Annotated in this window: 12 protein-coding genes; 6 read left to right on the forward strand and 6 right to left on the reverse strand. The window is 33.0% G+C overall.

Translation table 11 applies throughout. The features are described 5' to 3' along the window. Positions 1-11 precede the first annotated feature (11 nt). From AC4FRF_RS00950 to AC4FRF_RS00975, 6 genes are all read right to left on the reverse strand, one after another. The gene (locus AC4FRF_RS00950) at positions 12-380 is read right to left on the reverse strand and encodes a hypothetical protein (RefSeq protein WP_491157567.1); all 369 of its coding nucleotides are present in this window, start codon (positions 378-380) and stop codon (positions 12-14) included. Between the two features lie 92 nt (positions 381-472). Continuing rightward, positions 473-814 carry a phage holin family protein gene (locus AC4FRF_RS00955; protein ID WP_491157568.1) on the reverse strand — a complete coding sequence of 114 codons (342 nt, stop codon included), beginning with the start codon at positions 812-814 and terminating at the stop codon, positions 473-475. A 102-nt stretch (positions 815-916) separates the two neighbouring features. Next, positions 917-2,833, reverse strand: a complete 1,917-nt coding sequence (locus AC4FRF_RS00960) for a family 43 glycosylhydrolase (RefSeq protein WP_491157569.1) — start codon at positions 2,831-2,833, stop codon at positions 917-919. Positions 2,834-2,849: 16 nt separating this feature from the next. Next, the gene (locus tag AC4FRF_RS00965; RefSeq protein ID WP_491157570.1) at positions 2,850-3,947 is read right to left on the reverse strand and encodes a glycoside hydrolase family 43 protein; all 1,098 of its coding nucleotides are present in this window, start codon (positions 3,945-3,947) and stop codon (positions 2,850-2,852) included. Between the two features lie 138 nt (positions 3,948-4,085). Next, entirely contained in the window at positions 4,086-4,847 is a 762-nt protein-coding gene (locus AC4FRF_RS00970; protein WP_491157571.1) for an alpha/beta fold hydrolase, read from the reverse strand. A gap of 74 nt (positions 4,848-4,921) precedes the next feature. Continuing rightward, positions 4,922-5,635 (reverse strand): pyridoxine 5'-phosphate synthase, encoded by a 714-nt coding sequence (locus tag AC4FRF_RS00975; protein ID WP_491157572.1) that lies wholly within the window; start codon positions 5,633-5,635, stop codon positions 4,922-4,924. 115 nt (positions 5,636-5,750) lie between these two features. On the opposite strand from AC4FRF_RS00975, the gene AC4FRF_RS00980 reads away from it, so the two are divergent. The 6 genes from AC4FRF_RS00980 (at position 5,751) to AC4FRF_RS01005 (ending at position 12,775) form a co-directional block, all read left to right on the forward strand. Continuing rightward, positions 5,751-6,407, forward strand: a complete 657-nt coding sequence (locus AC4FRF_RS00980) for a CBS domain-containing protein (protein ID WP_491157573.1) — start codon at positions 5,751-5,753, stop codon at positions 6,405-6,407. Between the two features lie 5 nt (positions 6,408-6,412). Next, a complete protein-coding gene (locus AC4FRF_RS00985) occupies positions 6,413-7,297 on the forward strand; it encodes an NAD kinase (protein ID WP_491157574.1) in 885 nt (294 codons plus the stop codon). A gap of 171 nt (positions 7,298-7,468) precedes the next feature. Next, positions 7,469-8,152: a type IX secretion system protein PorG gene (gene porG / locus AC4FRF_RS00990; RefSeq protein WP_491157575.1), complete on the forward strand. Its 684-nt coding sequence runs from the start codon at positions 7,469-7,471 to the stop codon at positions 8,150-8,152. 3 nt (positions 8,153-8,155) lie between these two features. Further along, a complete protein-coding gene (gene uppS, locus AC4FRF_RS00995; RefSeq protein WP_491157576.1) occupies positions 8,156-8,896 on the forward strand; it encodes an undecaprenyl pyrophosphate synthase in 741 nt (246 codons plus the stop codon). Then, entirely contained in the window at positions 8,829-11,543 is a 2,715-nt protein-coding gene (locus AC4FRF_RS01000) for a BamA/OMP85 family outer membrane protein (protein WP_491157577.1), read from the forward strand. Before uppS ends, AC4FRF_RS01000 begins: the two co-directional genes overlap by 68 nt. A gap of 35 nt (positions 11,544-11,578) precedes the next feature. Then, the gene (locus tag AC4FRF_RS01005) at positions 11,579-12,775 is read left to right on the forward strand and encodes an OmpH/Skp family outer membrane protein (protein ID WP_491157578.1); all 1,197 of its coding nucleotides are present in this window, start codon (positions 11,579-11,581) and stop codon (positions 12,773-12,775) included. Positions 12,776-12,793: the final 18 nt, after the last annotated feature.

A 12,793-nucleotide genomic window follows, 5' to 3' on the forward strand; every position in this document is an offset into this window, starting at 1 on the left:
AAAGAAAGAATTTAGCCTATTTTAGGAATAAGCCATAAACTTGCATATCCAGCTGAAAGTAAAGATATGCTAGGAGAAAAATTTTGTTTTTTTTCTGAAAAACCAAAAGAAGCATTTAGAATTTCATATTGAATTGTTGCAGGAATTCCAATGTTTACTGAAGAAACACTACACATCGTTTGTCCGCATTTTCCAGAACAACCTTTGTCTTTATTTTCTTTTGAATTGGATTTTTTATTGCAACAATCTTTCATTTTTGTTTTTGAAGACATTTCCATTTTACAAGAATGACTCCCTGAACCTGAACCACATGCATAAGTGGCACTAGGCAACAAAAAGAAGCCTAGTAACAAAATAAGTATGAGGTAGATTTTGTTCATTTTTAAATTTTTGAAAAAACAAAATTAATGAATTTTACCTATCTAAAAGTAAATCTCACTTGTATTTATGATTTTTTTATAGATTACACCCCCTATTTATCACCTGTTATTGCAAACACAATTGATTGAGAAAGTGACAATATAATACTAAAAAGCAGCGCCGTAAAAAAAGAATCTACATCAAACCCGCCAACTATATTATCGCACACAATAATGATTAATCCATTGATAACTAATAAGAACAATCCCAGTGTGAAAAAGGTAATGGGTAATGTAAACAAAACCAAAATAGGTTTGACAAAAATATTCAGTAATCCCAATACTATAGCCACAAAAAGAGCTGTTGTAAAACTAGCTACATGTACTCCATGCATAAAATGCGAAATGAGCAGTACTAAAATAGAAGTGGTTAAAATTCTAAAAATTAATTTCATTTAACTTGTATTTATTACATCAAAAATACTACTATTTTAAATCATGAGCATTAGTTTGACCAAAGAAATTATCATGTAACAATTAAAAAGTAATTAGCAGAACTATTTTGAAACTCCTTCAGTTGTCATAATAATACGTTTCATAGTGCCATCAGCATTATATTCTAATTTATCAATACATACCGAACGGCTATAACTAGAGCCATTGGTTTGTATCGCTCCATTATGATAAATAAAATATGATTTGCCTTTAAAATCTAAAATAGCTTGATGATTGGTATTAGAATTTCCCGCAATTTCGTTAAGAATTCCTTTATACTCATAAGAACCTTCTATAGTATCAGCCATAGCATATGCTATTTTTTCAGGAAAACCACTGGCATAACTCAAATAATATTTCCCATCTTTTTTATGTACCCAAGGCGCTTCGGTAAACTGTAATCCTTCAAAATCAATCTTTTTAACTGGGCCGTCAATTTCAATCATATTATCTTTCAGCTTTGCATAATAGCAAACTCCATTCCCCCAAAACAGCCATGCTTGTCCGTCATCATCAATAAAAACAGCAGGGTCAATACAAGTCCAAGAATGCGTGGAAGCAAAACAGTCAGCATTTGTCAAAAGCGGTTTTCCTAAAGCATCTTTATATGGCCCTTGAGGCTTATCAGCAACTGCTACCCCTATTCCAGAACCATTTGTACTGATGTACCAATAATATTTTCCATTTCTCTTAATTGCTTGTCCAGCATAAGCATCATTGGTTTTATCCCATTTAAAATCTTCAATTTTTAATGGAACTGGATACTCTGTCCAGTTTTTCATGTCGGTAGTTGAAAACAGCAACCAATCTTTCAATTTATATCCTTTTTGACCTCCTTCAAAATCGTGTCCGGTAAACAACCACAAGGTATCATTTTCAACAAATGCAGCAGGATCAGCAGTAAACTTGTGCTTGATTATTGGATTTCCTTCTGATTTAAATCGGTACAAACCATCTTTTGAAGTCAATAAACTTTGCGGCACACCACCCCATTTATCTTCTAATCTTTTTGCTTCTTCCTTAGTAATACTTATTACGCTTCCGTGTCTTGGGAAGAAATCTTTAATAAACGATTCTGTTTTGGCTGTAAAATGATACAAATCCTTAGAACGCTGAAATTCATAGCGCCCACTAGAATACAAATCATACATCAAAATATACTCATCACTGTCATTTAATTTAAAAACCGAAGAGCCTTCTACACCTGTTTTTTCATTTGCGTAAGCATCCAGATATTCAAAACTTTCTTTCCAAGGTCCTAGCAGCTTTTTGCTGGTAGCTTGCTTTATTCCGTTTTTAATTTCCTTTCCATTTTCATCCTTAGTATTTCCTTTGTAAAACAAATGATAAACTCCATCTTTATAAATAATATCTCCATCTATAGCACCGTCTTTAGCACTATACAATAATTTAGGTTCTTGTTCAAAAGCAGTAAAATCTTTATTAGCATAAGCACAATAAAAATCCAATTTTAAATTATAATTAAAACGCACCGTGAAATACACCAAATACTTTTTGGTTTTTGCATCGTAAAAAGTTTGTGGCGCCCACACCCATTTGATGTCTTTAAATTTCTTTGGATATAATTTTTCTAAATCAATTACCGATGACTTCCAATCCAATAGATTGTTAGAATGCATCAGCACAATTCCCGGATTGTAATCCCAGCCATTTTTCTTAGTATTCATATCGGTTGCCACCATATAAAAACTATTCCCATCCGCACTTCTAAGGATATGCGGATCTCTTACACCACCCGTTTTAGAAATATCTTTGGATGCCATTATAGGTTCATTATTGTTTAATGCTTTCCAATGTACAGCATCATCACTTACTGCAAAACGCAATTGTTCTTGTTTTTCAGCCGGACCTTTTCCTTCAAAATAAGCAAAAAGATAGCCTTTATAATCTTTTTTTTGCGCACTTAAACCGGAAACACACAATAGGCTGTAAATAAAAACTTTAAATATTGATTTCATCTTTATTATTTTTTTTTTAGAATGATAAATTTGTGTTCCAATGTTTAGCCAGACGCTCTGCTTCCTTTTTAGTCAAATGAATTACAGCACCATGTTTTTGAACCGAAAAATTAGTACGTTTCATAACGCCTTCATCAAAATGCCCAAGATTCGTAAAGCTTTTAAAATCGGTAGTTTCAGCAAATCCAAAATTGTGTGGATTGACGCTAAAAATATCGTACATCAACACCCATTTATTTTCGCCAATACGTTTAAAAACATTAGGCGCTTCACATGATTTTTTCTCAAAATCAATTTGTTCTGGCTGATACACATAACCCGTATTTATTTTATCTGAAAAAGCCATTTTTATTCCGCCCGGATTTTCCTGAGCTACGTACATCATACAAAATCTACCGTCAGGTAATTTTGTAATATCAGCATCTAAAATCTGTTTTGTACTATCTGGATACTCAAAAAGAATTTCAGGAGCTGTTTCAAGAGCCGTAAAGGAATGATTCATATAGGCATAATACAACTTAGTTCCTCCCTTACCTTTTCGCATGGTGAAATAAATCATGATTTTCCCTTTCACTTCATCATAAATCAATTCAGGCGCCCAAACACAGCCTACATTCCATTCCGGATATTCCTTATCAATATCTAAAATAGAATGCGACCAATGAATTAAATCTTTTGATTTCATCAAAACCAAATCTCGATTATTCCCCCAATCGTACTTTTCTCCTGGGCGTTCCCATTCGGTATCGCGATAGCCTTTTTGTTTTCCATAAATATGTAAATCTGTCATGGCGATATAAAAATTGCCATCGTTACCACGCATAATATAAGGATCGCGAATCCCTTTTTGTTCGGCAATAGTGTCTCCAGCAACAACAGCTTTTCCATTATTAACATCCGTAAATGTATAACCGTCTTTACTCAATGCAAAATACAATCCATGTGTATCATCTTTAAAGTAAGTCATTAGATAAGCATCCATTTTGTCTTTTGAAGTACTATCTTTTCTATTTTTCATCGAACTACAGGCTGAAAAAAGAAAAACAGAATTCAAAATCAAAGCAAAAACTGTCGCTATTTTATTTCTTTTGAAAAAGGAACCGAATGTTTTCATTCTAACTGGGTTTAATTTTTTTGGTTAATCTTAGTAAGAGAACAAACATAAGTGTTTTTTATACATTTATCAAAATATAGCCACAAAAAAACAGCAACCTTAAAAAGTTACTGTTTTATATTGTGGACTTAATTGTAATTATTTCAAAAACGAAACCACCATTTGGTAGAACAAAGCTGGATTTTCGGCATGCAACCAATGCCCTGCATTGGGAATCGTTTCTAATTGCATCAATGGAAAATGTTCAGCAATATTTTCAATATCCGAATCTAAAATATAATTTGAACTTCCACCACGAATAAAAAGTGTTGGTTTACTAAAAATCAATTCAGATGGCAATGCCACTCCTATTTCTTCAACTTTCTCATTAAAAACAGCCAAATTAAAACGAAAAGCTAATTGCCCTGGCTCTTGCCAATACAAGTTTTTTAATAAAAACTGTCTGGTTCCAAAATCGGTGATATATTCACTTAAAGTTGCTTCTACATCAGCGCGACTTGGTTTAATAGAAAAATCTACCGCATTTAATCCCGCTAAAATAGTTTGATGATGTGGCGCGTAATATTTTGGTCCAATATCAGCCACAATCAATTTTTCGACCATTTCAGGATACCGAGTAGCAAAAAGCATAGCGATTTTACCTCCCATAGAATGTCCTAGAATATCTATAGATACTAAAGAATGTTCTCGGCAATAGTCGTAAACATCCTGAACCATTAATTCATAACTAAAATCTTCCGATTGAACACTACGGCCGTGATTACGCATATCGAGCATATGAACCTGAAAACCTTCGGCAGCAAATTGTCGTCCTAAAGTTTTCCAGTTGTCAGACATCCCTAGAAATCCATGAATGATTAAAAATGGTTTTCCTTCTCCTTCTATTTTTGAATAAAGCATTACATTTTAGATTTTAGATTGCAGATTTTAGATTGCAGAAAACAGCTGCACGAACAAATCTTAAAAAAATTATATTATTTTAATTTTCGTAAATACATATTAACTACGTTTTCTAATCCAAGATACAAAGCTTCGGCAATTAAGGCATGCCCGATTGAAACCTCTAGTAATCCAGGAATGTTTTGTTTAAAAAATTGGATATTATCTAAACTCAAATCATGTCCTGCATTGATTCCTAAACCCAATTCATTAGCTAAAACAGCAGATTTTACATAAGGATCAATTCCGTTTTCATTTCCTAAACTGTATTGATGCGCAAAAGCTTCAGTATATAACTCAATTCTATCGGTTCCTGTTTTCTTAGCTCCTTCAATCATATCCAGAACAGGATCCACAAAAATAGAAGTTCTGATTCCGTTACGCTGAAATTCCTGAATCATCTCGGTTAAATAAGCCTGGTTTTTTATGGTATCCCAACCAGCCGATGAAGTAATAGCACCAATAGCATCTGGAACTAAAGTCACCTGATCCGGCTTGCATTCTAAAACCAAATCCACAAAGTTATGTTGAGGATTCCCTTCAATATTGTATTCAGTGTAAACAATGGATTTCAAATCACGAGCATCTTGATAACGAATATGGCGTTCGTCAGGACGTGGGTGAATGGTGATTCCTTGTCCACCAAATTTTTGAATATCGGTAGCTACTTTTAATAAATCGGGCACATTTCCACCACGTGCATTACGTAAAGTAGCAATTTTATTGATATTTACACTTAACTTTGTCATTGCAACATTTTTTGATTACGAAAAACTATATTTTGGTTACAAAAATACAAAGTAAAAGCTAGGCGTTTTTGCCTTTTTTTGATTATTTTGCATAAAAATTGAGGACTCACACAAAATGGAAATTATAAACTACATAACCAACGATTTCAAACCTATTGACAGCCAGGAAACTATTGCTGAAGTAAGAGATTTTTTGGGTGATTTCAATTTTTCTCACTTTCCGGTTGTTGAAGAAGGAGTTTATATTGGAAGCATTTCAGCTGAAGATGTAGAAACTTTTAATGAAGAAAAAAAGGTAGCGGATTACAAATACAGTCTGGAAACTTTTTTCATCAGAACCAATGCCCTTTGGCTGGAAGTTTTAGAAGTTTTTGCCAAAAATCATTCGAATTTAATTGCCGTTTTAGACGAAAACAATAAATATGTAGGTTACTACGAAATGGAAGATATTATTAATTTCTTCCACCAAACTCCTTTTATCAAAGATCAAGGGGTTGTTGTAAAAATTAGAAAAGGAATTTTGGATTATTCCATGAGCCAAATTACCCAAATTGTAGAAAGTAATAATGGCAAAATATTAGGCTTATTCATCTCTGAATCGGACATAAGCAGCGTAGAAGTTACTATAAAGATAAGCTCAGGAGCTATCAATGAGATTATTCAAACTTTTAGGAGATACAATTACGAAATCATTTCCGAACATCACGAAGATTCTTATATCACTAATTTAAAAGAGCGTTCAGACTATTTAGACAAATACCTTAACATGTAACCCCAATGAAAATAGCCATTTACGGTCAATATTATCAAAATAGTACAGAACCTATTATAAAAGACATCTTTGTATTTTTTAATAAAAGAAAAATAGAAATCGTCATTGAATCTAATTTCTTAGCCTTAATTCAAGAAAAAAAAATCATCGAAAAGGAATACAAAACCTTTTCATCGCATACCGAATTGGATTCAAGTTTTGATATACTTTTAAGTATTGGTGGTGATGGAACCATTTTAAGAGCAGCTACTTTAGTTCGAGATTCAGGCATTCCTATATTAGGCATCAATGCTGGAAGATTGGGGTTTCTGGCAACAGTTCAAAAAGAAAATATCGATGAATTTTTGCAAATTGTAATTGACAAGAAATATACTTTATCTAAAAGAACACTTTTAAGCTTGACTTCGACTCCAGAAAACGAAGCCCTAAGCGATATTAATTTTGCCATGAACGAAGTTTCAGTAAGCAGAAAGGACACTACATCAATGATTACCATTGAAACTTATCTTAATGGAGAAATTTTAAACTCCTACTGGGCAGACGGATTAATTATTTCAACACCTACCGGATCAACTGGATACTCCTTAAGTTGTGGAGGCCCAATATTGACTCCTGACGTAAAAAGCTTAGTAATTACACCTATTGCACCTCATAACCTTAACGCAAGACCCCTTGTAATCCCTGATGAAACAGAAATCACTTTGAAAGTATCTGGTAGAGAAGAGAATTATCTGGTTTCACTAGATTCCAGAATTACATCCGTGGGCAATGAATCGGTTTTAACAATCAAAAAAACACCTTTTCAAATTAATATGGCCGAAATACCAAACGAAACTTTCTTAAAAACATTAAGAAGCAAATTACTTTGGGGAGAAGACAAAAGAAATTAATCTTTTTTAAACTTCAAAACATACAATACAGCCAAATTTCTCGTTTTAAGTATAATAAAAACGAATTCTTATTAAAACAAATTGATTTTTTTTCAAAAAAAAGTACATTTATTTTAATAGGCATTGATTCGTATTGATAATTATTATATTTGCAAGCAATTTTCTATGAAAATGAAAAATTTTTTAAGCATACTCGTTTACTTATTTCTAGGTCTAAGCGCACAAGCACAAATACACGAAATAGGAGTTTTCCTTGGCGGAAGCAACTACATTGGCGATGTAGGTTCAACAACCTATATTGCTCCAAATGAGCCTGCTTTTGGTATTTTGTACAAATGGAACAAAAGTCCCAGACATGCCTGGAGGATATCCTATATGCAGTCAACTATTAGTGCTAACGACCGTGATTCAGATGAAGCAAGTAGAAGTCTAAGGGGTTATCATTTTGAAAATAGCATAAAAGAACTATCTTTAGGCCTTGAATTCAACTTTTTTGATTTCAATCTTCATACTTTAGACCATAAAATAACGCCTTATGTAACCTCAGGAATTAATTTTTTAAAGTATGATAATTTGTATATTGAAGCTGGAGAAACAAAGGAAAACGAAAGAAAAAGCTCCATTGCAATTCCAATGATTCTAGGAATAAAAACAAATATTTCTAGAAGATTGATTCTTGCAGCTGAAGTAGGGGCCCGCTACACTTTTACCGATAATCTTGACGGAAGTAATCCAAAAGAGGAAAGTTTAAGTGCCTTGCGATTTGGAAATTTAAATAATAATGATTGGTATGTCTTCTCAGGTATAACATTAACCTATACCTTTGGCGAAAAACCTTGCTATTGTGCAGAATAAAAAATGAACGTATTAGATACTATAAATAAACACAATCTCCCTAAACACCTTGCCATCATTATGGACGGTAATGGCAGATGGGCTAAACAACAAGGTCTACTTAGAACAATAGGCCATGAAAACGGTACCAAATCGGTACGAATTGCTATTGAAAATTGTGCTAAATTAGGAATAGAAAACCTAACCCTATATGCCTTTTCAACTGAAAACTGGAACAGACCCAAACTAGAGGTAGAAACCTTAATGAAGTTATTGATAAAGTCTCTGGAAAAAGAATTAGATACTTTACAAAACAACAACATTAAACTCAATGCCATAGGAAATATCGAAATGATGCCCAAATCGGCTCAAAAGAAACTCCTAGAGGTGATGGAACAAACAAAAAATAATACTCGAATGACCCTAACACTTGCCCTCAGTTATGGTTCTAGAGAAGAAATAATTAACGCTGTAAAGAAGATTTCTGATAAAGTTAAAAATAATATAATTTCAATCGACTCTATTGACGATTCAATTATAAATGAGCATCTTTACACGCAAAATTTACCCGATGTAGATTTATTAATCAGAACAAGTGGAGAACACAGAATAAGTAATTTCCTATTATGGCAGATTGCTTATGCTGAATTATTTTTTTCTGAGGTTATGTGGCCTGATTTCAGAGAGGAGCACCTTTATGAGGCGCTTATTAGTTATCAAAAAAGAGAACGTAGATTTGGAAAAACAAGTGAACAAATTAAATAATTTTTTAGTGTTGAATAAAAGTATAAAAGCATTACTTTCCCTAGTATTATTGGGAAGTTTTTCACAAATTAAGGCACAAGACAGAGTACCATTCGACCAGGGTAAAAAATACATTTTAGCTAAGGTAGAATTGACCAATAAAATCAGTTTTAATGATCAAACTGTAGTAACATTTGCTGGTCTACAAAAAGGACAAGAAATCACTGTACCTGGAGAAGAAATTAGTGCTGCCATCAAAAAACTTGGGAAACTAGGTCTTTTTGATGAAATTGCTTTTTACGTAAACCATATTGACAACGATAGCATATATTTAGACTTAGATATTAAAGAACTTCCTAAACTAAACGATGTAAAATTTATAGGAGTTAAAAAGGGTAAAACGGAAACCTTTATTAAAGACAATAGTTTAACTAAGGGAAAAGTAGTCAATGAAAACTTAATTACTACCACTAAAAACTACATTGAGAACAAATACAAAAAAGACGGTTACTTTAATTCTAAGGTAAACATCAATACAGTAAAAGACACCTCAGCAATCAACCAAGTAAATATGGTTGTGAGCTTAGACAAGGGAGATAAAATCAAGATTAGTAAAATTGATTTTGAAGGAAACAGCAAGATTTCCGATAAAAAGTTGCGTAAAGCAATGAAGAATACCAAACAAAGAAATCCTATTCGATTACTAAAAGCTTCAAAGTTTGTAAAAGACAAATACAAAGAAGATTTAGATAAAATTATTGAAAAATACAAAGAAAAAGGGTACCGTGATGCTCGAATTGTTTCAGATACAGTAGCATACAACAAAGAAAAAAACACTTTAGCTATTAAAGTAAATATTGAAGAAGGAAACAAATACTATTTTGGGAACATTAAATTCTTAGGAAACTCTGTATATTCGGATCAAGACTTAAACAGATATTTAGGAATCAAAAAAGGAGAAACCTACAACGGAGTTTTACTTGAAAAAAGAATTGCTGACAAAACGAAACCTGACGGTGAAGACATTACCAATTTATATCAAAATAACGGATATTTATTCTCTAACATTAACGCAGTTGAAGTAAAAACAGCTAACGATACTATTGATTTCGAAATTAGAATTACCGAAGGTCCATTAGCATATTTCAATCACATTACAGTGGTTGGAAATGACAAAACAAATGACCGTGTCATTTATCGCGAATTAAGAACTAAACCAGGAGAAAAATACAGCAAAGAAGAACTGGTAAGAACTGTTCGTGAAATTGGGCAATTGGGTTATTTTGACCCAGAAGCTATTGATCCAAAATTTAAAAACGTTGATGGCGCTGCTGGAACAGTTGATATTGAATACAACCTGGTAGAAAAAGGTTCTAGCCAGATTGAACTACAAGGTGGTTATGGTGGCGGTGGTTTTATTGGAACCTTAGGACTTTCGTTCAATAACTTCTCGGCGAGAAACATCATGAACAAATCGGCATACAAACCACTTCCTATGGGAGATGGTCAAAAAGTTTCTTTACGCTTACAAGGAAGTACTTATTTCCAAACGTATAGCGTTTCCTTCTCTGAACCTTGGTTTGGACAAAAAAAACCTGTACAATTTAGCACCTCGATTTCTTACAGCAAACAATTCTTAAACAACTATATTACTTACAAAGTTGATAAATCAAAAAGCTTTAACATCTTTACAGTATCTGTAGGTTTAGCAAAAAGATTGACTGTACCAGATGACTTTTTTGTATTATCACAATCTATCAGTTATCAAAACTATGACTTGAACAACTATAACACCGGTTTGTTTACTTTTGGGGATGGATCATCAAAAAACTTTGCTTACACCATTGGACTTTCAAGAAGTAACAAAGGAGTGAATCCAATTTTCCCAACCTATGGTTCTGAATTTAGTCTTTCTGCAAAAATTACTCCGCCTTACTCTTTATTTAACAAAATTGATTATGGCGATTTAAAAAACCAAGACGATTACAAAAGAAAAGCTACCGAAACAACAACTGTAAATGGTCTTACAATACCAAAAGGGTCTTTCTTAGACGCTAATGGCAATAAAGTTGATACAGCAGAAGAAGCAGCTGTAGACCAAGGAAAAGTGGATCAAAAAAAGTTCAACTGGTTAGAATATTATAAAATTAAATTCAAAGCCGATTGGTATACAAAAGTTTATGGTAAATTTGTTTTAAGAACATTAACTGAATTTGGATTCTTAGGCGCATACAACCAAGACAGAGGATTGGTACCATTTGAGAGATTTTATGTGGGTGGAGACGGAATGGCAAACTATTCAATGGACGGTAGAGAGACCATACAGTTGAGAGGATATCCTAACAACTCTTTGACACCTATTCAAAATGGTCAACAAATTGGGGCTACGGTATACAATAAATTCTCTATGGAATTGCGTTATCCTATAACATTAAAAGCAGCAGCATCAATTTATGCACTAGCCTTTTTAGAAGCGGGTAACTCTTTTGAAAATTTTAAAGCATACAATCCGTTTGATATCAAACGCTCAGCGGGAGTTGGTTTAAGAGTATTTATGCCAGCATTTGGATTATTAGGAATTGATTTTGGACACGGATTTGATGCCTTACCAGGAACAACAAAACCAAATGGATGGGAAACTCATTTCATAATTGGACAACAATTCTAAAAAAATTGAGTTCTGATTTTCTAAAACTTTAAGTTATGAGAAAACATTTTTTATTTCTATTTTTAGCCGCAATTATCAGCAATAGTTTGCATTCACAAGCTCGAGGAAATCGTGTAGGTTACATTGATATGGAATACATTTTACAAAATGTCGCCAGTTACAATGAATCCAATTCCCTTTTAGAAGAAAAAGCAGAAAAGTGGAAGCAAGAAATAGAAGCAAAAAAATTAGATATTAACAAAGTTAAAGAAGCACTTACTGCCGAAAAACCGCTATTGACAAAATCATTAATCGAAGAAAGAGAAACGGAAATTACCTTTCTGGAAAATGAATTATTAGATTTACAACAAAAGAGATTTGGTCCAAATGGTTTATTAATGAGTCAAAAAGCTTTATTAGTAAAACCAATACAAGATCAGGTTTTTACAGCAGTACAAGACATTGCCGAAGCCAAAAAATACGATTTTATCTTTGACAAATCATCGGATTTAACCATGCTTTTTGCAGATAAAAGATTTGACATCAGCGACCAAGTGTTAAGAGTCATTAATCGTACTGAAAAAAGAGAACAGCTAAGCAAAAAAGAATTAGCTGCAGAGCAAGAAAAAGAAAATAAAGAAGACGCTATTGCTGATAATCCTGAACTTTCCGAAAGACAAAAAGTTTTAGATGAAAGAAAAGCGGCCAGAGAAAAAATAATAGCCGATAGAAAATTAGCTGTAGAACAAAAGAAAAAAGATTACGAAGAACGAAGACAAAGAATATTAGACGAAAGAGCTGCTAAAAAAAATGGCACGGTTTCTGAAACAGTTAAAACAGAGGTTCAAAAAGCTGCCGCAAATGACACTCAAACAGAAACGGAATTGGCTAAACAAAAAGCTGTCGATGCTAAAGCGAAAGCACTTGAAGACAGAAACAAGGCTATTGCAGATCGTAAAAAAGAATTAGAAGAACGAAGACAAAAAATTCTAGATGATAGAGCGGCGGCACAAAAAAAACCAGCAGTTTCTGAAACACCTACTAAAACAGAAGCTCAAAAAGTAGTTACAGATAGTACGCTAACAGAAGCAGAATTAGCCAAACAAAAAGCAGCAGATGCAAAAGCAAAAGCTCTAGAAGACCGTAAAAAAATTATCGAAGACCGTAAAAAAGCATTAGAAGAAAGAAGATTACAAATTATTCAACAAAGAGACTCTATCAAAGCTGCTAGAGAAGAAAAATTAAAACAATAAATTAATTACTTAATATTT

The sequence above is a fragment of the Flavobacterium sp. ST-158 genome (assembly GCF_058309975.1).